This is a genomic window from Sinorhizobium meliloti (genome assembly GCF_017876815.1).
Taxonomy (GTDB): Bacteria; Pseudomonadota; Alphaproteobacteria; order Rhizobiales; family Rhizobiaceae; genus Sinorhizobium; species Sinorhizobium meliloti.
On sequence record NZ_JAGIOS010000001.1, the window covers coordinates 1,313,743 to 1,337,839 of the forward strand.

The 24,097-nt window shown below is 64.6% G+C and carries 18 protein-coding genes; 5 read left to right on the forward strand and 13 right to left on the reverse strand.

Translation table 11 applies throughout. The features are described 5' to 3' along the window. Positions 1-4: 4 nt before the first annotated feature. The 5 genes from JOH52_RS06280 (at position 5) to trxA (ending at position 9,402) form a co-directional block, all read left to right on the forward strand. On the forward strand, positions 5-1,519 hold the full coding sequence (locus JOH52_RS06280) for a bifunctional tRNA (adenosine(37)-N6)-threonylcarbamoyltransferase complex ATPase subunit type 1 TsaE/phosphotransferase (RefSeq protein ID WP_010968311.1): 1,515 nt from the start codon (positions 5-7) through the stop codon (positions 1,517-1,519). Positions 1,520-1,525: 6 nt separating this feature from the next. Continuing rightward, positions 1,526-2,257 (forward strand): nucleotidyltransferase family protein, encoded by a 732-nt coding sequence (locus tag JOH52_RS06285; protein WP_010968310.1) that lies wholly within the window; start codon positions 1,526-1,528, stop codon positions 2,255-2,257. A 1-nt stretch (position 2,258) separates the two neighbouring features. After that, positions 2,259-5,438 (forward strand): double-strand break repair protein AddB, encoded by a 3,180-nt coding sequence (gene addB / locus JOH52_RS06290; RefSeq protein ID WP_013844953.1) that lies wholly within the window; start codon positions 2,259-2,261, stop codon positions 5,436-5,438. Next, positions 5,428-8,997, forward strand: coding sequence for a double-strand break repair helicase AddA (addA, locus tag JOH52_RS06295; RefSeq protein WP_010968308.1), 3,570 nt, complete (start codon positions 5,428-5,430; stop codon positions 8,995-8,997). Before addB ends, addA begins: the two co-directional genes overlap by 11 nt. Before the next feature lie 81 nt (positions 8,998-9,078). After that, positions 9,079-9,402, forward strand: coding sequence for a thioredoxin (gene trxA, locus JOH52_RS06300; RefSeq protein WP_010968307.1), 324 nt, complete (start codon positions 9,079-9,081; stop codon positions 9,400-9,402). Between the two features lie 139 nt (positions 9,403-9,541). Here trxA and JOH52_RS06305 read toward each other — a convergent pair whose 3' ends face one another. The 13 genes from JOH52_RS06305 to JOH52_RS06365 form a co-directional block, all read right to left on the reverse strand. Continuing rightward, positions 9,542-10,705 (reverse strand): IS4-like element ISRm16 family transposase, encoded by a 1,164-nt coding sequence (locus JOH52_RS06305; protein WP_003537933.1) that lies wholly within the window; start codon positions 10,703-10,705, stop codon positions 9,542-9,544. 347 nt (positions 10,706-11,052) lie between these two features. Beyond that, a complete protein-coding gene (locus JOH52_RS06310; RefSeq protein WP_010968306.1) occupies positions 11,053-12,396 on the reverse strand; it encodes a bifunctional folylpolyglutamate synthase/dihydrofolate synthase in 1,344 nt (447 codons plus the stop codon). 15 nt (positions 12,397-12,411) lie between these two features. Continuing rightward, complete coding sequence (gene accD, locus JOH52_RS06315; protein WP_003536448.1) at positions 12,412-13,326, reverse strand: acetyl-CoA carboxylase, carboxyltransferase subunit beta; 915 nt, start codon at positions 13,324-13,326, stop codon at positions 12,412-12,414. A 53-nt stretch (positions 13,327-13,379) separates the two neighbouring features. After that, positions 13,380-14,219 (reverse strand): tryptophan synthase subunit alpha, encoded by an 840-nt coding sequence (gene trpA / locus JOH52_RS06320; protein WP_010968305.1) that lies wholly within the window; start codon positions 14,217-14,219, stop codon positions 13,380-13,382. 5 nt (positions 14,220-14,224) lie between these two features. After that, the gene (gene trpB / locus JOH52_RS06325; RefSeq protein ID WP_003536446.1) at positions 14,225-15,445 is read right to left on the reverse strand and encodes a tryptophan synthase subunit beta; all 1,221 of its coding nucleotides are present in this window, start codon (positions 15,443-15,445) and stop codon (positions 14,225-14,227) included. 24 nt (positions 15,446-15,469) lie between these two features. After that, positions 15,470-16,117 (reverse strand): phosphoribosylanthranilate isomerase, encoded by a 648-nt coding sequence (locus JOH52_RS06330; protein ID WP_003536445.1) that lies wholly within the window; start codon positions 16,115-16,117, stop codon positions 15,470-15,472. 237 nt (positions 16,118-16,354) lie between these two features. Then, a complete protein-coding gene (locus JOH52_RS06335; RefSeq protein ID WP_010968304.1) occupies positions 16,355-17,110 on the reverse strand; it encodes a M48 family metallopeptidase in 756 nt (251 codons plus the stop codon). A gap of 98 nt (positions 17,111-17,208) precedes the next feature. Further along, complete coding sequence (locus JOH52_RS06340; protein WP_010968303.1) at positions 17,209-17,634, reverse strand: DUF2852 domain-containing protein; 426 nt, start codon at positions 17,632-17,634, stop codon at positions 17,209-17,211. A 149-nt stretch (positions 17,635-17,783) separates the two neighbouring features. Then, positions 17,784-19,058 carry a polyhydroxyalkanoate depolymerase gene (gene phaZ / locus JOH52_RS06345; protein WP_003536442.1) on the reverse strand — a complete coding sequence of 425 codons (1,275 nt, stop codon included), beginning with the start codon at positions 19,056-19,058 and terminating at the stop codon, positions 17,784-17,786. Between the two features lie 267 nt (positions 19,059-19,325). After that, the gene (locus JOH52_RS06350) at positions 19,326-20,342 is read right to left on the reverse strand and encodes a zinc-binding alcohol dehydrogenase family protein (RefSeq protein WP_010968302.1); all 1,017 of its coding nucleotides are present in this window, start codon (positions 20,340-20,342) and stop codon (positions 19,326-19,328) included. A gap of 46 nt (positions 20,343-20,388) precedes the next feature. Next, complete coding sequence (locus tag JOH52_RS06355; protein WP_010968301.1) at positions 20,389-21,363, reverse strand: ABC transporter permease; 975 nt, start codon at positions 21,361-21,363, stop codon at positions 20,389-20,391. Positions 21,364-21,396: 33 nt separating this feature from the next. Continuing rightward, positions 21,397-22,950, reverse strand: a complete 1,554-nt coding sequence (locus tag JOH52_RS06360; RefSeq protein WP_010968300.1) for a sugar ABC transporter ATP-binding protein — start codon at positions 22,948-22,950, stop codon at positions 21,397-21,399. Between the two features lie 111 nt (positions 22,951-23,061). Then, complete coding sequence (locus JOH52_RS06365) at positions 23,062-24,051, reverse strand: ABC transporter substrate-binding protein (protein ID WP_003536438.1); 990 nt, start codon at positions 24,049-24,051, stop codon at positions 23,062-23,064. Between the last annotated feature and the right edge of the window lie 46 nt (positions 24,052-24,097).

A 24,097-nucleotide genomic window follows, 5' to 3' on the forward strand; every position in this document is an offset into this window, starting at 1 on the left:
CTAGATGAAATCTCTCGAACGTCTGCTGAAGGACGAGGCCGCCACCATCGAATTCGGCGAAGATCTCGCATTGGCGCTGAAGGCCGGCGAATGCGTCGCGCTCTCGGGCGATCTCGGCGCGGGGAAGTCGACCTTCGCAAGAGCCTTCATCCGGGCAATGGCCGACGACGAGACGCTCGAGGTGCCGAGCCCAACCTTCACCCTGGTTCAAAGCTACGACCTCAGGATCCCGGTCGCTCATTTCGATCTCTACCGGCTCGCGGACGCATCCGAGCTTGACGAGCTCGGTTTCGACGAGGCGCTCGCCGACGGCATCTGTCTCGTCGAATGGCCGGAGAAGGCCGAGGAGGCGCTTCCGGCCGACCGGATCACGCTCACCTTCTCGCATGAAGACGACGGGCGGCGCATTCACCTGACGGCTCCGGACGCGGCTTTCGAACGGATCACCCGCTCGCTTGCCATTCGCAAGTTCCTTATCGATGCAGCCCATCCCTACGCCCGTCGGCGCCACCTGAGCGGCGATGCTTCGATCAGGGCCTATGAACGCATCGACACCCAGGATGGTGCGCCGGCGAAGATTCTCATGGATGCGCCGAGACACAAGCCGGGACCTATCCTCCAGGACGGAAAGTATTACCAGCAGCTCGCCCATATCGCCGAGGACGTCGTCCCATTCGTCGCGATCTCGCAACTCCTGCGCAAACGCGGTTTCGCCGCACCGGCGATCTACGCGCGCGACCTCGACCAGGGTCTGCTGCTCATCGAAAATCTTGGATCCGAAGGCATCCTCGACACCGATGGCCGCCCCGTCGCGGAGCGCTACATCGAAGGCGCGCGGCTTCTCGCCCGGCTGCATGCCCAGCCCGCGGAGCGCGACATCGCGGTCGCTGAAGGGGTCGTGCACAGCATCCCCGATTTCGACCGGACGGCGATCAGGATCGAAACCAGTCTGCTCGTCGACTGGTACCTCCCGTGGAAACGGGGGCGGCCTGCCTCGGACGATGAGCGGCGGGAATACTTCGCCGTATGGGATGGACTGATCGACGTTCTCGCCTCCGCGGAGAAGAACCTTCTTCTGCGCGATTTCCACTCGCCGAACATTCTCTGGCGTCAGGACCGCGCCGGCTTCGACCGCATCGGCATCATCGACTTCCAGGACGCGATGATCGGGCCGACGGCCTATGACGTGGCCTCGCTGGTGCAGGATGCGCGCGTGACGATCGAGCCCGATCTCGCCAAGCGGATGATGACTGCCTACATCTCCGAGCGCCGGGAGTTGGGTCCCTTCGACGAGGCGACCTTCCGGCGCGACTGGCATCTGATGGCCGCTCAGCGCAACTGCAAGCTCGCCGGCATTTGGGTGCGGCTAAAGGAGCGCGACGGCAAGCCCGGCTACATGAAGCACATGCCGCGCACCTTTGCCTATCTCGAGCATGCGCTCTCCCATCAGGTGCTGACACCCTTGCGCGAATGGTGCATTAAGGCTGGAATCCTCGCTCCCGAATCAGCGAACCGTTAGGATACGATGCCCATCACCAATGCCATGGTGCTTGCGGCCGGACTGGGCACCCGCCTGCGGCCGGTCACCGACACGCTGCCGAAGCCGCTGGTCAGGATAGCCGGCAAGCCGATGATCGACTATGTGCTGGATCTGCTCGCCGCCGCGGGTGTGACCAGGGCCGTTGTGAACGTCCATCATTTCGCCGGCCAGATGGAGGAGCACCTCGGCCGGCGGGAGGTGCCGCATATCCTGATTTCGGACGAGCGGGACGCGCTGATGAATTCCGGCGGCGGGCTCGCGAAGGGCCTGAAACTGCTCGATGGCGGGCCCGTCCTCGTGATGAATGCCGACCTCTTCTGGATCGGCGAAAAACCGCGGCAACCGTGCAACCTGAAAAAGCTTGCCGAGTTCTTCGATTCGGAGCGCATGGACATGGCGCTGCTCTGCGTGCGTCTCGAGGACACGACCGGGCACAACGGCAAACGGGATTTCTCGCTATCGGAAGACGGCCGGCTCACGCGTTATGAAGAAGGCATGGAAAATCCCGTCGTCTATGCCGGCGCGATCGCCATGGACGCAGCGCTGCTTGCCGATGCGCCGGACGAGGCGTTCAACCTCAACATCTATTTCGACCGGGCGATCGCCCGGGGACGCCTTTTCGGCCTGATGCTCGAAGGGCACTGGATCACCGTCGGCTCGCCGGAAGCCATAGCGGAGGCCGAGGCTGCGATCCGCCGCTTCCGGCCGGAGGGATGAGGTGCCCGGACATCCGAACGTCTTCACGATTCCAGCTGGCCTGCCCTTTCTGAGGACGGTCGCGGAAAGGCTCTGCAATGGCGAGCTGACCCCTGGCTTCCGCTACGATCCGGCGCAGCCGCTGGCACTGGCCGGTGTTACGATCTTCGTGCCGACCCGGCGCTCCGCCCGCGTGCTGCGTTCGGAATTCGTCGATCTGCTCGGCGGCCGTTCGGCGATCCTGCCGATGATCCGGGCGCTCGGCGAGACCGACGACGACAGCGGCTTCTTCGACGCCGAGGTGCCGGCGATCCTCGACCTCGCGCCGCCGCTTTCCGGAACGGCACGGCTCATCGAACTCGGCCGCCTCATTCTCGCCTGGCGAAACCGCCTGCCGCAGGTGGTCCTCGACATCCACGCGGAAAGCCCGCTGATCGCTCCGGCAAGCCCTGCCGACGCCATCTGGCTCGCGCGGAACCTCGCCGAACTCATCGATGCGATCGAGACCGAGGAACTCGACTGGGATGCCCTCGACGGGCTCGACGGGGGCGAACATGCGCTCTGGTGGCAACTGACGCTCGCCTTCCTAAAGATCGCCCGCACCTATTGGCCGGAGCGGCTGGCCGAACTCAAGCACTCCTCGCCCGCACGCCACCGCAATGCAGTGCTGAAGGCCGAGACCCAGCGTATCGCCGCCGGCAAAGTGAGCGGGCCGATCATCATCGCCGGTTCGACCGGTTCGATCCCGGCGACGGCCGCACTGATCGCCGCGGTCAAGACGCTGCCGAACGGTACGATCGTGCTCCCCGGCCTCGACGGATCGATGAGCGATGCGGAGTGGCGGCTGATCGCGGGAGAGACGTCCGGCTCCGGCACTTCTGCAAGGAACCCGGCAAGCCGCACCCACCCGCAATATGGATTTCACCGTCTGCTCAAGCGCATGGGCATCGAACTCGGGGACGTGCCCGCCCTTGCGAGCGCTGCCGATGATCTCGACTATCGCAGCGCGGTCCTTTCGCGGGCGCTGTTACCGGCCGACGCGACTGACGTCTGGATGGAAGCCCGCCGGAGCTTCGATGCGGAAAGACTCCTCTCCGCCTTTGCGGATGTGGCGCTGATCGAAGCGGCGAACGAACGCGAAGAGGCAACCGCCATCGCGATCGCGCTTCGGCTCGCGCTCGAAGCCGACGAGGAGAGCCAGGCGGCGCTCATCACCCCCGATCGAGGCCTTGCGCGTCGGGTCGGCACCGAGCTTGCCCGCTTCGGTATAGAGGCGGACGATTCCGCCGGCATTCCGCTCTCGGCGACGCCGGCGGGCGCACTTGCCCGGCTGCTGCTGGAGGCAACGCTCAGGCCCGACGACCCGGTCGCCCTGGTCGCACTCCTCAAGCATCCGCTGGCGCGCTTCGGCCGGACGGCGGACGATGCGCGCCGAGCTGCGGACGTGCTGGAGCTCGCGGCCCTGCGCGGCGGCACCGATGCGGCCGACGTTTCGGCCTTGGAAGCGGTCCTCGACAAGGCGCTCGACAGGCAGAAGACCGACCGGCACCCGCCGCCCTGGAGAGCGGGTATCGGCCCGGACGATATCGCCATGGCGCGCGCACTCGCACGCCGGATAGCCTCGGCGGTCGGCCCCCTGTCCAGCAATCTCTCTGCCGACCCGCAAACCGGCCGTCACCGCTCGACCGTGCTGCCCCTTTCGGATTGGGCGGAGCGTACGGGGCGCGCTCTGGAGGCGGCCGCCATCGACGAGCAAGGCAATCTCGGCGCCCTCTGGGCTTCGGAAGCCGGCGAAATATTGGCGACGCTCCTCAGGGGCATCATCGAAACCGATGGCCAGATGGAGGCCGACGGGCCGCAATGGTGCGACATTCTCGAGGCGCTTGCCGCAAGTGAAGCCGTTAAGCCGCGGTCGATGCGCCATCCCCGCGTCTTCATTTTCGGAGCGCTCGAATCGCGCCTGCAAAGCGTGGACCTCGTGGTGCTCGGCGGCATGAACGAGGGCACCTGGCCCGGGCAGACGTCGAACGATCCGTTCCTTTCGCGAACGATGAAGGCGGGTATCGGTCTGGAGCCGCCGGAGCGGCGCATCGGCCAGCTCGCGCATGACTTCCAGATGGCCTGCGGCACCCGCCGGCTGATCCTTTCGCGCTCCATGCGTCAGGGATCGGCGCCGACGGTGGCTTCCCGATGGCTGCAGCGCCTTCAGGCGCTCGGCGGCGAGAGGCTGACGGCGCTGCTCAAGGCAAATGGCGCCGACTATCTCCACTGGATGCGCATTCTCGACCAAGGCGAGCGTCAGCCGTTGTCGGAGCGGCCGGAACCGAAGCCTCCCGCGGAGCTGCAGCCCCGAAAATATTCCTTCAGCGAAGTGACGCGGCTGCGCCGCGATCCCTATGCCGTCTACGCGAGGCGCATTCTCCGGCTGGAACCGATCCAACCGTTCAACCGCGATCCGGGTGCGGCCGAACGCGGCCTGCTCTATCACCGGATCGTCGATCGATTCGTGAAGGGCGGCTTCGACCCGGCGGCGCGCGAGGGCGAGGAAGCGATGATCCGGCTCACCGACGAGGCCTTCGACGAGGAGAAACTGCCTGCGCATATCGACACCATCTGGCGGCCACGCTTCCAGGCGGTCGGAAGGGCGTTCCTCGAATGGGAACGGGAGCGCCGGCACGGCATTGTGAAATCGTTCACCGAGGTACCGGCGGCGATGGATCTCGGCATCGGCGATATCCGGCTGACCGGCATCGCCGACCGGCTGGATCGCCTGGCGGACGGAACGATCGACATCATCGACTACAAGACCGGATCGAGCCCCTCGCCCAAAGAGGCACGGGCGCTTCTCGACCCGCAGCTGGCGCTCGAGGCGGCGGCGCTCAGGGCCGGGGCATTCCGTGTGATCGGTCCGGCTCAGCCGCACTCGCTGCGCTATGTCCGGCTGAAGCCGGGCAGCCGGTTTGCCGTCGACACGGTCAACAACGAGGGCGCCCGTTCGAAGGAGACGAAATCTACCGGACAGCTGGCGGACGAGTCGCTCGCCGAGCTCCGCAAGCTGCTTTCCGCGCTTATGAGCGGCAGGTTCGGCTTCGCCTCGCGCCTGATCGTTCAGAAACAACGCGACTACGGCGGGGAATACGATCATCTGGCGCGCGTCGCCGAATGGGCGACCGCAGATGGCGAGGACGACGATGAGGAGTGATGCGACAGGCCCGGAGGAGAGAAGCCCCGAGGGGTGGCTCGACTGGACGACGCAACGGCAGGCGCTCGCCTCCGATCCCGCGTGTTCCGCCTGGGTTTCCGCCAATGCCGGCTCCGGCAAGACGCATGTGCTCACGCAGCGCGTCATCCGGCTTCTGCTTGCGGGTTGCCGGCCGTCCGCCATCCTCTGCCTGACCTACACGAAGGCGGCCGCCTCCGAGATGTCGAACCGCGTGTTCGAGAAACTCGCCGAATGGGCGACCCTCGACGATACCACGCTGGAAAAGCGCATCGAGGCGATCGAAGGCAAGCGGCCGCCCACGGCCAAGATCCAGGAGGCCCGCCGGCTGTTCGCGCGCGCCCTGGAAACCCCGGGCGGGCTGAAAATCCAGACGATTCATGCCTTCTGCGAGGCGCTTCTGCACCAGTTCCCGCTCGAGGCCAATGTCGCAGGGCATTTCTCCGTTCTCGACGACCGCGCAGCGGCGGTGCTGCTCGCCGATGCCCGCAGGGCTCTCTTGACCGCCACGGCAGCAGCGAGCGACGGGGAACTGGCGGAGGCCTTCGCCACGGTCCTCGATCTTGCCGACGATACCGGGCTTGAAAAACTGCTTGCGGCGATCGTCGCCAACCGGGCGCCGATCCAGGCCTTTCTCGACCACGCCTCCGGACGCGGCGGTATGGAAGCGCATCTGCGGGCAGCGCTCGGCCTCGAACCCGGCGAGACCGCCGGGACGGTCATGGCCGCGGTCTGGCCGCTGGCGGGGCTAAATGGCCCGGCACTCGATGACTATATCGACCTTGGATTGCGCCTCGGCGGCGCGAAGCCCTCTGCCATCGCAGACGGCTTGCGGGCCGTCCGCGCGATCGATGACGCCGCCACCCGCTATTCCAAACTCGTGGAACTCTTCTTCAACGGCGGCGGCAAGCCGAAGGCGGAATCGGCCTTTCTGAACGCCGCCATGCGCCGTGCAGCGCCGCAGCTCGAACTCAGGGTCGAAGAGGCGCGCAGCCATATGCTCGCCTGCGTGGACCGCCTGAGCATCGTCCAGATGTACGGGGCGACCCGCGCCGCCCTCGTTCTCGCCGAGAGGCTCAACCGCGACTACGAAGCGCTCAAGAAGGCACGCAGCCAGCTCGATTTCGAGGATCTCATCCACCGCACGGCGGCACTGCTTGCCCGAAGCGACGTCGGTGCCTGGGTGCACTACAAGCTGGATCAGGGGATCGACCATATCCTCGTCGACGAGGCGCAGGATACGAGTCCCGCTCAGTGGACGATCATCCAGTCGCTCGCGGCGGATTTCTTTGCCGGCGAAACGGCGCGTGCGGACGACCGCACGATCTTCGCCGTCGGCGACGAGAAGCAGTCGATCTATTCCTTCCAGGGAGCCCGGCCGGAGCGCTTTTCGCGTGAGAGCACGTTGACGGAGCGGCGGGTGCGCGCGGGCAACAAGCACTTCAGCCCCATCCGCCTGCAGCTTTCCTTCCGCTCGACGGTGGACGTGCTCTCCGCCGTCGATACGGTCTTTGCAAATCCCGGGAATGCGAGAGGCCTGAGCGCCCGGAGCGAGGCGATCGTGCATGCCTCGAACAGGATCGGCCAGCCGGGCGCCGTCGACCTCTGGGATGTGATCGCGCCCGAGCCGGCGGCTTCGGAAGAGGATTGGACCGCTCCTTTCGACGCGACGCCCGAGCGCGCGCCGGTCAACATCCTCGCCCGGCGCATTGCAGCGGTCCTCGAAGATTGGATCGGCCGGGAGACGGTGATCGAAAAAGGCGTGCGCCGAGCGATGCGGCCCGGCGACGTCATCGTGCTGGTCCGCAAACGCGACGCCTTCGTCAACGCCCTGACGCGCGCCCTCAAGCGGCGGGGCAATATTCCCGTCGCCGGCGCGGACCGACTGGTTCTGACCAGCCATATCGCCGTGCAGGACCTGATCGCGCTCGGCCGGTTCGTGCTTCTGCCCGAGGACGACCTGTCGCTCGCGGCACTGCTGAAGAGCCCGCTCCTCGATCTTGGCGAGGAGGACGTCTTCGAACTCGCCGCCCGGCGGACCGAGGGCGAAAGCCTCTGGCGGCGGCTGCGGCAGGCGGGCGCGGAGGAGACGAGCCGTTATCATGAAGCGGTCCGCACGCTTTCGCGCTATTCCGGCCTGGCGCGGGAACTGCTGCCGCACGATTTCTATGCCCGTGTCCTGGGCGCCGATGGCGGACGGCGTGCCTTCCTGGCGCGCCTCGGCAGCGAAGTCAGTGATATTCTCGACGAATTCCTCACCTTCGCTCTCGATCATGAAAGGAACGGTCTGCCGGGCCTGCAGGCTTTCATCTCGACGCTGGAGATCGAAGCGCCGACGGTCAAGCGCGAGCAGGACAAGGAACGCGACGAGGTCCGCGTGATGACCGTACATGCCGCAAAGGGCCTCGAGGCGCCGGTCGTCTTCCTGGTCGACGGCGGCGGCGAGGCCTTCGTTCGCCAGCAGGTCTCGGACCTGCGCTTCCTGGAGAAAGCGCAGGTCGATCATTCCACGCTCACGGTCCCGGTCTGGCGCGCGCCGGGCTCGGCGCCGAACTCGCTCATCGCCGCCGACAACGAGCGGCTGAAGAAGCTCGCCGAGGAGGAATACCGCCGGCTCCTCTATGTCGGCATGACGCGCGCAGCCGACCGCCTGATCGTCTGCGGCTATCGCGGGCAGCGCCAGAACACCGACACCTGGCATTCGATGGTGCAGGGGACGCTGGCACAGGACCTCAAGGGCCGCGGAACGCCGAGGCTTTTCCGCGCCGGAAGCGAGGAGTGGCAGGGGATAGCCTGGCGCGAAGCGCATGTGCCGCGCGACCTTCCGACATCCGAAGGCCGCTCCGAAGAATCGCAACGGCCGACAGCCGGCCTGCCGACGGCGCTTTTCACGCCTCCGGCCGCGCCGCGGCGGCTGCCCCGGCCTCTTGCCCCGTCCGGCACGACCATCGCAATCGACGATCCCGACGCCGAAGCGATCGTCGGCTCGGCCCTCTTCGCCGGCAAGAGCGCGCCGAAATTCTCGATGCTGCGCGGCGCGATCCTGCACCGGTTGCTGCAGGTTCTTCCGTCGGTCGACGGCCCCGAGCGTCTGGCCGCGGCGGAGCGCTATCTCGCCCGTTCCGTGCCACGCTGGCCCGAAGCCGAACGGCGCGCACTCGCCGGGACCGTGATGGACGTGCTCGACCATGCGGATCTGCAACCGCTTTTCGGCGAGCACAGCCGGGCGGAGGTCTCCGTGATGGGGACGCTGAAGCTTGGGGTCCGCGAATTCGCCGTATCGGGCCGGATCGACCGTCTGGCCGTCACCGGCGACATGGTGACGATCGCCGATTACAAGACCAACCGCGAAATCCCTGAGACGCCCGAAGAGATAGCGCCGGTCTACAGAAATCAGCTTGCGATCTATCGCGAACTCCTGAAACCTCTTTACCCCGGCAAGCGTTTCCGATGCGTGCTGATCTTCACGGAAGGGCCCGCGATCCGGGTGCTTCCCGAGCCGATGCTGGACAGGAGTCTTGAAGAGCTCGCGACAAAGTGAGATACACGATATTGAAAATCCGGTGGCGATGCCTCACATGAGACACAACATCTGGACACTGCCATTCCGAAGGAGCACCCGATGGCTACTGTGAAAGTCGATACTGCCAATTTTCAGAAAGAAGTTCTGAACTCGGCCGAACCGGTCGTCGTCGACTTCTGGGCGGAATGGTGCGGCCCGTGCAAGATGATTGCGCCGAGCCTCGAAGAAATCGCCACCGAGCTTGCCGGCAAGGTCAAGGTCGTCAAGCTCAATATCGACGAAAACCCCGAGCTCGCGGCGCAATACGGGGTCCGCTCGATCCCGACGCTTGCCATGTTCAAGGGCGGCGAAGTCGCCGACATCAAGGTCGGCGCCGCACCGAAGACGGCGCTCAGCTCGTGGATTTCGAACGCGGTGGCTTGAGCCACCCGGACTTGAAATCGACAATGCGAAGCCCGGCTTGGCCGGGCTTTTTCTTTTCGGCTGAACCATGTGCGTCGCCGGCTACCTGCCCCTCACCCTAACCCTCTCCCCGCGAGCGGCAGGGCTGTCCGGGGAAAATTCATGCATAGCGGAAGACCATTTGGTTTGGGATGGTCCGGGGTTTTGGTCGGCTTGGATTGACCTGCGGCGGCTTGTGGATTTCGGCGATGCTTTTGCGCTGGAACAGGCACTGGGTGACGAGGTCGGTGAAGCGCAGGATCGGTAGAGGGACGCGGGCGAGGCGGGCGGCGATGCGCAACAGTGCATAGGCGATCATCGCCGCGAAGATCTGCAGGCGGATGGCGTTGTCGTTGTTGCCGAGGAACTTGCGGATCTTGAGGTGCTGTTTGATCCAGCGGAACAGAAGCTCGATCTGCCAGCGATCCTTATAGAGCTGGCCGATCTCGACGGCGGAGCGCTCGAGGTCGTTGGTCAGAAGCGTGATCGTATCGCCGTCCTGGCGCTTGACGATTACCCGGCGCAAGCCGATCGGCAGCTTGGAATCGCCCTTGCTGGCGAGGCTGACCTGGCTGTCTTCGAGGACCAGGAAGCCATCGCCTTGAGGTTGCTCAACGGGGCGTTCAGCGACCAAAGCCAGTCCCATGTTGGTCTTCGGCCGGGTGACGAAACTGGCGCCGGCTTCGGCGATCGCCGTCCACCAGCCGTAATGGCAGTAGCCCTTGTCGAAGACATAGGTTGCGCCCTTTTCGATGGTGATCGTGCGGCCGATCTGGGCGTCGTTGACGTTGGCGTCGGTGATGTCGAGGATGCCTGGACAATCGGCCTTGGGATCATAGACGACATGCAGCTTCATGCCGCGGATGCGGCCGTTCGACTTGGCCCAATCGTACAGCTTACCCAGCGGGATCGGGGTCGAATCGATCAGCCGCAGCATCTTGGTGCCCTCCCGGCGCGTCTGCCGGTCGAGCTGACCGGCCAGAAGCGCGAAGGTCTCGGCGAAGACGGCGACCGGGCGGCGGCGGTTGGCGTCCGACAGCGTCGAGCGCATCAGCCGGCCACTGCCGAGATGGTAATGATGCTGACTGTTGGCGTTGAAGCTCGCCTCCAACCCGCGCAGGCTGGTCGTGGCGCTCAACTGGGCATAGATCAGTGCCACCAGATGATCCCAGCTGGTAAAGCACTTGTCGTAGGCATCCCCGGCATGACGATCCACAATCGCCTGAAAGCTGCGGCGATCAATCGCTTTCAGCAGCTGGGCGAAAATGCTAGGGGTGAACCGCATGCTCCGTCTCCTTTTCTGAGTCTCGACAACCAGAAAATAGACGGAAAAACGCCGTCTGACGGGGCATGCGCCTGCGACATTTCGATTCACCCGGAACTTTCCCCGGACAGCCCTGCGCGAGCGGGGAGAGGGGATTGCCCTGGCGCTTGCCGCGAGTCTCCTTCGCCCCGCCTGCGGGGAGAAGGTGGCCGGCAGGCCGGATGAGGGGCCGGCAACTGCGAACCCTTCGTTCCGAACCTTAGAGCGGGATGACGAAACGTGTGTCCGGTTTTCCGCCCGCATCCCGCGTCAATCCATTCGAATCGATCACGTTCATGATTTTGGGTCTATCCTAAAACCATCGTGATCTACCGCGGCGGCGTGCCGTTTTCCGCCAGCACGTCGCCGACCAGGTAGAGCGAGCCGCCGATCAGCACACGCGGCGGCACGGGGTCCTCGTCGGTGAGTTCGGCGATCTGGCCGAGCGCTTCGGCAACCGAGGAGGTGGCATTGGCCTCGAGTCCCGCAGCGGCCGCATCGGCGGCCAGCGCCAGCGGGTCCAGTCCCGCGTCGGACCCGTGCACCGGCACGGTGAAGACCTGTTCGGTCAGATCGAGGAAAGCCTTGAAATAGCCGATCGGTTCCTTGGTATTGATCATGCCGATGATCAGGAAGAGCGGTCGCGGGTCGCGCTCCTCGAAGGTGGCCATCGCCTCGGCAATGACATGGCCGGCGCCCGGATTGTGTCCGCCGTCGATCCAGATCTCGGCGCCCGGCGGGCCGAAATGCGAGAGCCTGCCGCCGGCGAGGCGCTGCAGGCGTCCCGGCCACTCGACGCCGGCCAACCCTTTCTCGATAGCCGCCTCGGGAACATCGAAGCCGGCTGCCCGAACGGCACGGATCGCCGCCGCGGCATTGGCATATTGATGCCGGCCCGGCAGGCGCGGCAGCGGCAGATCCGCAAGGCCGTTCTCATCCTGGAAGATCAGCCTGCCGAACTCCTCATGCGCCATGAAATCCTGTCCGTAGACGGATATGGGGCAGCCGAGACGTTCGGCGGTCGCGATCAGCACATCGCGCGCACTCTCTTCCTCCTGGTGGCCGATCACCACCGGGCAGCCGCGCTTCATGATCCCCGCCTTTTCCGCAGCGATCAGTTCGACCCGGTCGCCGAGATAGGCCTGATGATCGAGCGAGATCGGCATGATCACGGAGACGGCCGGCCGGGCGATCACATTGGTCGCATCGTAGCGTCCGCCGAGGCCGACTTCTATGATCGCGACATCGGCCGGATGCTCGGCGAAGAGCAGGAAGGTGACCGCGGTCAGGATTTCGAACACGGTGATCTTCTCACCGCCATTCGCTTCTGCAACGCGGCGTACGGCATCGGCAAGCACGGGGTCGCTGACCAGGGCGCCCTTGCCGCCCTTTACACCCAGGCGATAGCGCTCGTGCCAGTTCACCAGATGCGGCGACGTGTGGACATGGACGCTGAGGCCCGCGGCCTCCAGGATCGCCCGGCAGAAGGCCGTGACCGAGCCCTTGCCGTTGGTGCCGGCCACGTGGATGACCGGCGGCAGGCGCTCGTGAGGATTGCCGAGGGCAGCAAGCAGCCGCGTGATCCTGTCGAGCGAAAGGTCGAACCCCTTGGGATGCAGCGCGAGAAGCTTCTCGATCTCCTGCGCCGCCTCGCTGACCTCAGTCGCCGTCATGATGGTAGCCCTAATCTAGGCGCTCGCGGCCACCGGCAGCGGGGCCAACTCCGTCGCGGTATCGCGCTTGACCGCCTTGGCCGGCTTCTTCATCAGAATGTTGAGAACGCGCGCGAGCGTCTCCGGGATGTCGTGGCGCTTGACGACCATGTCGACCATGCCATGCTCCAGCAGATATTCCGAAGTCTGGAAGCCTTCGGGAAGCTTTTCCCGCAGCGTCTGCTCGATCACCCGTTTGCCGGCAAAGCCGATTTCCGCGCCGGGTTCGGCCATGTGGATATCGCCCAGCATCGCATAGGATGCGGTGACGCCACCGGTCGTCGGGTTCGTCAGGACGACGATATAGGGAAGGCCCGCTTCCTTGAGCATGTTAAGAGCCACGGTCGTCCGCGGCAGCTGCATCAGCGACAGGATGCCTTCCTGCATGCGGGCGCCGCCCGAGGCCGGGAACATCACCAGCGGGCACTTCTCCGCTATCGCGCGCTCGAAGGCCTTCACGATCGCTTCGCCCGCGGCAATGCCCAGCGAGCCGCCGATGAAGTTGAACTCATGCGCGACGGCGACGAGCTTGATGCCCTGGACCTGGCCGAGGCCGGCAACGATCGTGTCCTCGAGTTCGGTCTTGGCGCGGCTGTCGCGCAGGCGATCGGAGTACTTCTTCGAGTCGCGGAACTTGAGCGGGTCCTGCGCCACCTTGGGCTGCGGGAAGGCCTCGTAGATTCCGCCGTCGAAGAGATCCTTCAAACGGGCCTTCGCCGGCATCTTCATGTGGAAGCCGGACTGCGGGATGACCCATTTGTTCTCTTCCAGATCGCGATGGAACACCATCTCGCCCGTTTCAGGGCACTTGATCCAGAGGTTCTCCGGAACTTCCCTGCGGCCGAGCATCGAGTTGATCTTCGGCCGAACGTAGTTTGTGATCCAGTTCAATTAAGCAGTCTCCTGAAGATTTTCCTTCGGCTTGTGCGCGTCAATATGGGCAATTATTCGGCTGCAGCAAGCCGTGCCGCCCGTACGCCGGCCGCAAGCCCCCTGACGAGCGCTTCGACACCCGGGACCGTCGCTTCCGTTGCCCGGCCTTCTTCGGTCAAGCTCGACGCGATCTGATTGACGATCGCCGTGCCGACGACGACGCCGTCTGCGGATGCGCCGATGGCGCGCGCATGGTCGGCGGTCTTCACCCCGAAGCCGACGCAGACAGGCAAGGGCGTATGCGCCTTGATGCGCGCGACCGCTCCGGCGATCAGCGACGGATCGGGCAGCGCCGAGCCGGTGATCCCGGTCATCGAGACGTAATACACGAAACCCGACGTGTTTTCGAGAACCTTGGGCAGGCGGCGATCGTCCGTCGTGGGCGTTGCCAGGCGGATGAAGCTGATGCCCTTCTCAAGTGCCGGAATGCAGAGTTCGTCGTCCATTTCCGGGGGCAGATCGACGACGATCAGGCCGTCGACGCCGGCCTCGAGTGCGTCCGCCAGGAACCGCTCGACGCCATAGATATAGATCGGGTTGTAATAGCCCATCAGCACGATGGGGGTGCGCTGGTCCTCCGCCCGGAAGAGCCGGGCGAGCTCCAGCGTCTTGGCGAGAGACTGCCCCGCCTTCAGCGCGCGCTGGCCGGCGAGCTGGATCGCCGGTCCATCGGCCATCGGGTCGGAAAAGGGCACGCCGAGTTCGATGATGTCGGCACCCGCCTGCCGCAGCGCCTTCATGATCGCCAGCGACGTGTCGAAATCCGGGTCGCCGCCCATGAAATAGGTCACGAGGACCGGGCGCCCCTCGGCCGCCACGTCGGCGAACCGTTGCTCCATGCGTGCGGTCATGATCTTTACTGCCCCATACCGAGAATTTTGCCGACGGTGAAAATGTCCTTGTCGCCGCGACCGGAGAGATTCATCAGGATGATCTCGTCCTTGCCCATTTTCGGCGCGCGCTTGATGACTTCGGCAAGCGCATGGGACGGTTCGAGCGCCGGGATGATGCCTTCGAGCCGCGTCAGCGTCTGAAAGGCCTCGAGTGCCTCATGATCCATGATCGGCACATATTCGACGCGGCCGATGTCGTTCAGCCAGGCATGTTCCGGTCCGATGCCAGGATAATCGAGCCCGGCCGAGATCGAATGGCCTTCCTTGATCTGGCCGTCACCGTCCTGAAGAAGATAGGTGCGGTTGCCGTGGAGCACGCCGGGCGAGCCGGCGGTCAGCGAAGCGCAATGCTCGTCGCCGTCGAGCCCCTTGCCACCCGCTTCGACGCCGACGATCCTGACGCCCTCGTCGTCGAGGAACGAATGGAAGATGCCGATCGCATTGGAACCGCCGCCGACGGCGGCGACGACGAGATCGGGAAGCCGGCCTTCGGCTTCGAGGATCTGCTGCTTGGCTTCCTCACCGATGACTGCCTGGAAGTCGCGCACCATCTCCGGATAGGGATGCGGGCCGGCGGCCGTGCCTATCAGGTAATAGGTGCTGTCGACATTGGTCACCCAGTCGCGCAACGCCTCGTTCATGGCGTCCTTGAGGGTGCCGTTGCCGGCGGTCACCGGCTTCACCTCGGCGCCGAGAAGCTTCATGCGGAAGACGTTCGGCGCCTGCCGCTCCACGTCGGTCGCACCCATGTAGACCACGCAGGGCAGGCCGAAGCGCGCCGCGACCGTCGCCGATGCCACTCCGTGCTGGCCGGCGCCGGTTTCTGCGATGATGCGGGTCTTGCCCATGCGCTTGGCGAGCAGGATCTGGCCGATGCAATTGTTGATCTTGTGGGAGCCCGTGTGATTGAGCTCCTCGCGCTTGAAATAGATCTTGGCGCCACCGAGTTCGGCCGTCAGGCGCTCGGCGAAATAGAGCGGGCTCGGCCGGCCGATATAGTGGGTGCCGAGATTTTCGAGTTCCGCCTTGAAAGCCGGATCGTTCTTCGCCCTCGCCCATTCATCCTGGAGATCGAGGATCAGCGGCATCAGCGTCTCGGCGACGAAGCGCCCGCCGAATATGCCGAAACGGCCCTCTTCATCGGGTCCGGACCTGAAGGAGTTCGGTTTAGGCGGTTGATTCACGTCTTGCTCCCTGATCACGGCCGCTCAAGCTTCCGCCCGGCGGACCGCTTCGAAAAACGCTTCCATGAGCGTCAGATCCTTGATCCCCGGCGCGCTTTCCACTCCGGAGGATGTATCGATGGCGCGGGCGCCGGTCAGCGCAAGTGCGTCTGCGATGTTGCCCGCGTTCAATCCACCGGAAAGCATGTAATCGACGCTTCCGTCAAGCGCGTCGAGAAGCCGCCAGTCGAAAGAAATCCCGTTGCCGCCCGGCAGATCGGAACCGGCCGGAGGCTTCGCATCCAGGAGAAAACGGTCGACGATGCCCAAATAGGGATCGATCCGCTCCAGATCGGAGGCCTCACGGACGGCAAGCGCCTTCATCACCGGAAGACCATAAAGCGCCTTGATGGAAAGGACCCGCTCCGGAGTTTCGGAACCGTGAAGCTGGAGGACGTCGGGGTCGAGCGCCGACACGATCTCGTCGAGACCGTCATTGTCCGCATCGACCGTGACCGCAACGATCTTCGCGCGCCCGCGGGCGCGCGCGGCAAGGCGGCCGGCATCGTCCGGTTCGATGTTGCGGGGGCTCTTGGGAAAGAAGATGAAGCCTACGTGGGAAGCGCCGAGCGCGACGGCACGCTCCACGGCCTCGGCCGTCTTCAAACCACAGATTTTCACTTCCGTTTTCATGGAAAGCGACCTTGCATGAAATGCCGCCCGAGTCGAGCAAAACCGTTGCACGGCAGCGGCCAATCTTAGGGCGAGGGCGGCGGCGGGCATCCGGTGTTTTTCGAGCGAACCAAGCCGGCCCCCCTCATCCGCCTGCAGGAACCTTCTCCCCGCAAGCGGGGCGAAGGGACAAGCGGCATGCTCCGTCAGTCCCCTCTCCCCGCCCGCGGGTTGAGGGGCCGTTTCGCCACTCTCGATCTACCCGAAATCGATCGCATGCAGCATCGTGCCGTTGCGCTTGAGCCAGTGCTTGGCATCCTTCGTTTCCGGGCACAGGCTTTCGCACAACGCCCAGAAACGCGGTCCATGATTCATTTCCTGAAGATGGGCGACCTCGTGTGCCGCGAGATAAGCGATCACCTTCGGCGGCGCCATGGCAATCCGCCAGGAAAAGCTCAAATCGCCCTCGGCGGAGCAGGAGCCCCAACGGCTGCGGGTGTCCTTCAGGCTGAGGGAGCGTGCCCTGCGCCCCGTCCTGCCCGCATAAACGGCGACCAGGCGCTCGAGTTCGCTGCGGGCTTCCTTCTTGAGATAGTCGGCGATGCGCCGGCGCAGATGCTCCTCGGCACCGCCCACCCTCAGAACCGCCTCGTCGTCGATCACGAGCGCTTCGGTCAAGCCGCGCAGGCGGCCCGTTCTCTCGATGCGGTGCGCAACGCCGCGAACAAGGATGGTGCCGCCGTCCTCGAGCTCGCTTTCGCCGGAAAAGCGGGCGAGCTTGGTCATCAACCAGCCTTGGTGCCGGATGAGAAAGGCGCTGACCTCGCGCTCCGGCAAGCCCTCCGGCACGGTGAGCTTCAACGCTCGCCCGCCGGGCTCGATGCGAAGCGTCATCCGCGTCGCTCGCGCATTTTGCCGAATGGTCAGGGGAAGGACCTTGCCGGCGACCTCGATGTCACGGATGACATCAAGGGGCGGTCCACTGCCACGGCGCCGCTTGAGAGATGAAAACATGAGGCCGTTCTAGCCGATTCGCAGGGCACTTGGCAGATGGACGAGTAACATCCGGCGTTTCACATGAAACACCGGATGTCATGAAACACCGGATGCGATCAGCTCGATTCGAAGCCGGCTTCCGGACCGGTGCGGCCGTTCTTGCGTTCGCGCATGAAGCGGTCGAATTCCTCCTGGTCCTTTGCACGACGGAGCTCGCGTACATAGCCGTCGAATTCCTCGCGCATCTCGTCGAGCTTGCGGCGCTCCTCGTCGAGACGGGCAAGTTCCGCTGTCCGCCAGTCGTCGAAGGCGACATTGCCCGTACGATGATGTGCCCATTGTCCCCGGCGGTTCCGTTTGAAGCCGGCACACATGCGATCCACTCCTTCATTGGCGTCCTTCTTGAACGCCCTCAGCTTGTCGCCGAAGAGGATGTAGGCGAGCATTGCTAGGCCGAGCGGCCAGAACACAATGAAACCCAGCACCATCAATGCAATGGTCGCAGGCGTCCAGTCCGGACGGATCAGTGCAGATTGGTTCATCTTCAGGATTCCTCGCAGTCGGCGGGCCGCCCTTCGCGGCCCGATGAAAACGATGTGGGAAACCCACAGCCCCGACGCAAGACATTGTATCAAGGAATCGGACAACCCCCTGACTTTGCTCCGGCAAATCGAGCGCTCCAATGACGCGCTCAGGCCGACTTGCCGCCCTTGATGAGCTGTTTGACCGGCTTCGCATGGCGTGAATGCCGGCGCTGGAAGGCGACTATGCGCGGTGCGATCTCGCGGCGGAAACGCGAACCGTTGAAGACGCCGTAATGGCCGACGTCGGGCTGCATGTAGTGCTGCCGCATAGAATCGGGAATGCCGGTGCAGATCGTCTGCGCCGCCTTGGTCTGGCCGAGGCCGGAAATGTCGTCGTTCTCGCCCTCGACGGTCAGCAGCGCGACGCGTCGGATCGCCGTCGGATCGACACGCTTGCCGCGGTGGATCATCTCGCCCTTGGGCAGCGCATGTTGCATGAACACCACCTGCACGGTCTGCAGGTAGAACTCCGCGGTCAGATCCATCACCGCCAGATATTCGTCGTAGAAGTCACGGTGTTTTTCGGCCGCATCGCCATCGTTCTTGACCAGATGGGCGAAGAACTCCTTGTGGGCGATCAGGTGCCGGTCGAGGTTCATCGACATGAAGCCGGAAAGCTGGAGAAAGCCCGGATAGACCATGCGCATGAAGCCGGGCTGCGGCCACGGAACCGGCATGACGACATTGTCGCGAAACCACTCGATCGGCCGTTCCTTCGCAAGCTCGTTGACCGCGGTCGGGTTGATGCGCGTGTCGATCGGCCCGCCCATAAGCGTCATCGTCGACGGTGCGAGGGGATCCTCCGCCGCCTCCATCAGCGCGACGGCCGCCAGAACCGGCACGGCCGGTTGACAGACCCCGATCACATGCGCATCCGGCCCCAGGAAATGCAGCATCTGGATGACGTAGTCGATATAGTCGTCGAGATCGAAGGTTCCCTCGCTCAAGGGAACCATGCGGGCATCGATCCAGTCGGTGATGTAGACGTCGGAATGGGGCAGCAGTGCTTCCACCGTTCCGCGCAACAGCGTGGCGTAGTGGCCGGACATCGGCGCAACGATCAGTACTTTCGGATCCGGAGCGCGATCCCTTGGCAGGCTGCGCTCGAAATGTATGAGGTTGCAGAACGGCTCGCGCCAGACGATCCTTTCGCGGACCGGCACGGGCTGCCCATCGATCTCGGTTTCGGGAAGGCCGAATTCCGGCTTGCCGTAGCGGCGGGTGGCACGCTCGAAAACCTCCAGCCCCGCGGCTGCGGCACGGCCGAAATAGGTATGCGAAACCGGGTTCATCGGATTGCTGAAGGCCAGCCGCATGGCGTCCGCCGCCGTGCGCCACGGAGCCATCATCGCATGGTTCATCTCGTAAAGCTGGTAGAACATGGGCGCGTATCCCTTGTTTCAAATCAACGAAAACGCCGCTCCCAGTCCGACGCCGGAGCGCTTCCACAGGAAACATTTCTAATGGTTTCCATCCGAGAGCGCCTAGTCACGAAGAGTGGATCATTTCACCGGGACGGCGGAATGATCTAGCTTGCGGTTGTTCGTCTCTGGTGTCCGCAATCGCTGCTACACTAGCATTTTTCTTGTGCAGCGCAACAAACGCATCCCTCACTTTTTGGGAAGGACATCCCCATGGAATGAAGCCTCTCACCCGGCGCTCACCGCGACAACCGCCTTGACGAGCCCCGACTTGTCGTGGACCCAGCGGGGAAGGTCGCGGACGAGGTCCTCGAGCGTCGTGCGGTGGGTGACGAGCGCCTCTATCGGGACGAGCCCCGCCGCAAGCGACTGAATGACGTGATCGAAGTCCTCGCGCGTGGCGTTGCGGCTGGCGACGAGCGTCATTTCCCGCTTGTGGAATTCGGGATCCGAGAAGCGGATCTCCTCCTTGACCACGCTGACGAAGACGAGCGTGCCGCCGTGGGCGACATGGCCAAACGCCCGTTCCATCGACTGGGCGTTGCCGGTGGCGTCGAAGACGACGTCGAACCCATCCCCGCCCGTCGCCTGCGCGAGCGCCGCATCGTCGCCCGCAAGGATGCCGGGCGAAAAGCCGAGCTTTTCCGTGGCGAAGGCCAGGCGCTCCTCGCTCGTGTCGAGCAGCCTTACGTCGTGGCCGGCGATGCGCGAGAAGACGGCGGTCCCAAGTCCGATCGGACCGGCACCTATCACCAGCGAACGGACGCCTCGGCCTGCCGCCGAACGCCGGACGGCATGAGCGCCGATCGCCAGGAACTCGACCGCCGCGGCGGCTTCCGGCGAAAGGCCTTCGGCCGGATAGAGGTTCTGCTCGGGCATGACGATTTCTTCACAGAAGGCGCCGTCGGTGTGAACGCCGAGGACGCGGATCGCCGTGCAGCAGTTCGGCTTGCCTTTGCGGCAGGCGATGCACTCCCCGCAGGAGAGATAGGGATTTACGACCACGAGCGTCCCCGGCGCGAGCCGGGTGCCGGGACCGCCTTCGATCACTCTCGCAGAGATCTCGTGGCCCATCACGCGCGGATATTCGAGAAAGGGGTGCTTGCCCTCGAAGATATGATAATCGGTGCCGCAGATCCCGACGCGGCTGACGGCAAGGCGCACCGAGCCGGGTGGCGGTGCCTCAGGCCCGCTGCGGGCGACGAGCGCGAGGCGGCCGGGCTCTGAACAGACGACGGCTTTCATGCGGCGCTCCGAAGCTTGCTGGGGACCGGTTGCGGGCAGGCGGCCATCACCGCGCCCCCCGCCGCCGCAACTGGTCGAAATAGACGATCACGATGATCAGCAGCCCGGTGATGATGCGCTGCCAGAAGGAATTTACGTTCAGGAGATTGGCGCCGTTGTTGATCGTCGCAAGGATGAAGGCGCCGAGCAGGGGACCGTGGACCGAGCCGACGGCGCCGAAAAGGCTCGTGCCGCCGATGACCGACGAAGCGATCGCCTGCAGCTCCCAGCCTTCGGCCTGCGTGGCGTTGCCGATGCCGATGCGCGAGGCGAGCAGCAGCCCGACGAAGGCGGCGCACGTCGATGACAGGATATAGGCCAGATAGATCGTGCGGTTGACGTTGACGCCGGAAAGGCGCGCCGCCTCGCTGTTGGAGCCGACGGCGAAGAGATAACGGCCGAAGCGGCTAAGATGCAGGAAGACGTAAGCCGGAATCGCAACGACGATCACCATCCAGAAGAGACTGGGAATTCCGAGGAAGTCGGCCCGTGAGAACGTGGTGAAGGCGTCGTTGGTGATCGAGATGGTCGAGCCGTTGGTGATCAGGAGACCGATGCCGCGAAGCGAGGTCAGCGTCGCAAGCGTGATGATGAAGGGCGGCAGCCCCATGCGGACGATGCCGAAGGCATGGAAGGCGCCGATCAGCACGCCGATCGCCAGCGTCGCGATGATCGCGAGCCAGAGCGGAACCCCCGCCGCGAGCAGCCAGGCGACGATGACGCTGGTGAAACCGACGACGGCGCCGACCGAAAGGTCGATGCCGGCCGTGATGATGACGAAGGTCTGGCCGACGGCGAGAATCGCGGTCATCGCCCCCTGACGCAGGAGGTTGCTGATGTTGTTCGGCGTCCAGAAGGCGTTGGTCGCCAGGCCGAGGAGCAGCCACAGGACGACCAGCAATCCCACGAGCGTCAGACCGAACAGGATGCTGACGCCTTTCTTCGGCGTCGGTCCCGCGCTTTCAACCGTTTCCACACTCATCGCTTCCTCCCTGCGTCCTTCCTCATCCGGCTCTCAGGCATTGATCGCCTGCGCCAGCACTTCCTCATGGCTTGCGGCCCGGTAGTCGTGGCTTGCCACAAGCCGCCCCTGCCGGAACACATGCAGGCGATCGGCCAGTTCATAGACCTCCGGCAGGTAGGAGGAGATCAGGATGATCCCTGCCCCCTTCTCCAGAAGCCGCGCAAACAGCCGGTAGATTTCCGCCTTGGTGCCGACATCGACGCCCACGGTCGGCTCGTCGAAGATGAAGAGCTTCGCTCCGTGGCTCAGCCATCTGCCGATAACGATTTTCTGCTGGTTGCCGCCGGACATGGCGGAAGCAAGCACCCGCCGCGACGGCGTCTTGATGTTCAGATCCCTGATCTGACGTTCGGCATTGGAGGCCTCCTGCGCGCGGTTGATCGTCAAGCCGCGCGTCAGCCTTTTGAAAACAGGCAGGTTGATATTGACGCCGATCGGCAGGTTGAGGCACAGGCCCTGATCGCGGCGGCTCTCCGGCGCGAGCGCGATCCCGAGGTCCATGGCCTTCCGCTCATTGCCTATCGCGACCTTGCGGCCCTGCCAGAAGATCTCTCCGGCGCTCACCGGATTGCGCCCGTAAAGGCCGAGCGCGAACTCGCTGCGGCCGGCGCCGATCAGACCGTAGAGCCCGACGATCTCGCCCGCCCTGACCGAGAGCGATATGTCGCGGAAACCTGGACCGGAGAGCCCGCGCGTCTCGACGATCATCTCGCCCTGTTCGAAACGTTCCTTGTGGTAGATCTGTTCGATCGTGCGGTTGATCATCAAAGTGATGAGTTCGGCCTCGTTCGTCTCGGAAATCGCGCGCGTGCCGACATGCGTGCCGTCGCGAAGCACCGAGACGCGGTCCGCGAGCTCGAACACCTCCTCCAGCCTGTGGCTGATATAGACGATCGTGACGCCCTCGCCCTGCAGCCGGCGGATCAGGCGGAAAAGCTGTGCCGATTCCTGTCGCGTGAGATAGGCCGTGGGCTCGTCGAAGATGAGGAACTGCGTGCCGCGCATGGCCGCCCGAGCAGTGGCGACCAGCTGCTGCTGGCCGATCGTCAGGCTGCCGAGTTCGGCATTGGCGGGCAGATTGAAGCCGAGATCGTCAAGCACGCCCTGGGCCGCGCCGGTCATCGCGCGCTTGCGCATCAGCCCGCGGCGGTTCATCTCGTCGCCCAGGAACATGTTCGCCGCAACGCTCAGATGCGGGCAAAGCACCACCTCCTGGTGAACCGCATTGATGCCGCGGGCGATCGCTTCGTTGGGCGTGGCGAGGTCGACAGTTTCGCCGCACCAGCGGATTTCTCCGGCACTGCGGGCAATGACCCCGGTCAGGAGCTTGATCAGCGTCGATTTGCCGGCACCGTTCTCGCCGACGATCGCGTGGATTTCGCCGGATAGGAAGGTCATCGTCGCGGGCTTCAGAGCCTCGACCGCGCCATAGTTTTTCTGCAGGCTGCGGAGTTCCAGGATGGGTGCGCCCTTCGGAACCGGACGGCCGCCCGCCGCCCTCACCTGTTCGTCATGGCGATGGCTGACCTCTTGAAGCCCTATCATGGCATTGTCCTCCACTTCCCGGATCGCAACGGCCGATCCCCTCGGCCGTTGCACTGTTCTCCTGAAGGCGATGCGCAGCGCCGGTCCTGCGGCGCCGCGCAATTCCGTTCGTCAGTTGACCTTCGGATTCAGAAGCGCGTCGATCTTCGGCTCGCTCATATTGGCCTTGGTGACCAGATTCGCGCCGGTATCGACATTGGCTTCGACCTTCTCGCCCTTGGAGACCGCGAGAGCCGTCTTCACGCCGTCATAGCCCATGCGGTAGGGATCCTGGACGACGAGGCCCGCCAGCACGCCTTCCTTGAGGAAGCCCACGGTCTTCTCGTCGCTGTCGAAGCCGATCACCTTGATCTTGTCGCCGAGCTTGTTCTCGGCGATCGCCTGGCCGACGCCCTGCGCCATGATCAGGTTCGAGGCGAAAACGCCGACGAGGTTGGGGTTGGCGGTGATCAGATCGGTCATGATGTTGAGACCGGTCGTCGCCTGTCCGTCGGCATACTTGTCGGCAACCACTTTCAGGCCCGGATATTTCGTCTTGACCTGATCGAGAAAGCCTTCGCGGCGCTGGTCGAGCGAGCCGACGCCCGGCAGGCTGGTAATGATAGCGATCTCGCCCTCTTCCTTGCCGGTCGCCTCCTTGATGGCGGCGGCAAGACCGTCGGCGGCTATGCGTCCGCCCTGGACGTTGTCCGTGGTCAGGAAGGAGGTGAAGGCCTTCGAATCCGCCCCGGAATCGATGCCGATCACCGGAACCGATTTCGCGGCCTCGTCGACGGGCTTGCCGAGCGCCTTGAACTCCGTCGGCGCGATCACGACCGCGGCCGGCGCGCCCGCAACGGCGTTTTCCAGGATGGTGATCTGGCCGTTGATGTCGGATTCCGACTGGGCGCCGAGCTCCGGCACGTTGACGCCGAGGTCCTTGCCGGCGGCGCGCGCGCCCGCAAGCACGATCTGCCAGTAGAAGGAGGTGGTGTCCTTGACGATGATGGGAATCGTGACGTCCTGCGCGAAAGAGGTCGCGGGGACCATTGCGGCGACGAAAGCGGCGCCGGCCAGGGCGTTGAAGGCACGGCGTGAAAGAATGCGCTTGGCTATGCTCATCGGGTTCTCCTCTCAGTGACACCTTGTTCCGTTATCGACCGGGCCG

Bases quoted from the DNA above. Each gene is read 5' to 3' on its own strand.
- JOH52_RS06280 (WP_010968311.1), top strand. From the start codon at position 5: ATGAAATCTCTCGAACGTCTGCTGAAGGACGAGGCCGCCACCATCGAA.
- JOH52_RS06285 (WP_010968310.1), top strand. From the start codon at position 1,526: ATGCCCATCACCAATGCCATGGTGCTTGCGGCCGGACTGGGCACCCGC.
- addA (WP_010968308.1), top strand. From the start codon at position 5,428: ATGAGGAGTGATGCGACAGGCCCGGAGGAGAGAAGCCCCGAGGGGTGG.
- trxA (WP_010968307.1), top strand. From the start codon at position 9,079: ATGGCTACTGTGAAAGTCGATACTGCCAATTTTCAGAAAGAAGTTCTG.
- JOH52_RS06305 (WP_003537933.1), bottom strand. From the start codon at position 10,705: ATGCGGTTCACCCCTAGCATTTTCGCCCAGCTGCTGAAAGCGATTGAT.
- JOH52_RS06310 (WP_010968306.1), bottom strand. From the start codon at position 12,396: ATGACGGCGACTGAGGTCAGCGAGGCGGCGCAGGAGATCGAGAAGCTT.
- trpA (WP_010968305.1), bottom strand. From the start codon at position 14,219: ATGACCGCACGCATGGAGCAACGGTTCGCCGACGTGGCGGCCGAGGGG.
- JOH52_RS06330 (WP_003536445.1), bottom strand. From the start codon at position 16,117: ATGAAAACGGAAGTGAAAATCTGTGGTTTGAAGACGGCCGAGGCCGTG.
- JOH52_RS06335 (WP_010968304.1), bottom strand. From the start codon at position 17,110: ATGTTTTCATCTCTCAAGCGGCGCCGTGGCAGTGGACCGCCCCTTGAT.
- JOH52_RS06340 (WP_010968303.1), bottom strand. From the start codon at position 17,634: ATGAACCAATCTGCACTGATCCGTCCGGACTGGACGCCTGCGACCATT.
- phaZ (WP_003536442.1), bottom strand. From the start codon at position 19,058: ATGTTCTACCAGCTTTACGAGATGAACCATGCGATGATGGCTCCGTGG.
- JOH52_RS06350 (WP_010968302.1), bottom strand. From the start codon at position 20,342: ATGAAAGCCGTCGTCTGTTCAGAGCCCGGCCGCCTCGCGCTCGTCGCC.
- JOH52_RS06355 (WP_010968301.1), bottom strand. From the start codon at position 21,363: ATGAGTGTGGAAACGGTTGAAAGCGCGGGACCGACGCCGAAGAAAGGC.
- JOH52_RS06360 (WP_010968300.1), bottom strand. From the start codon at position 22,950: ATGATAGGGCTTCAAGAGGTCAGCCATCGCCATGACGAACAGGTGAGG.
- JOH52_RS06365 (WP_003536438.1), bottom strand. From the start codon at position 24,051: ATGAGCATAGCCAAGCGCATTCTTTCACGCCGTGCCTTCAACGCCCTG.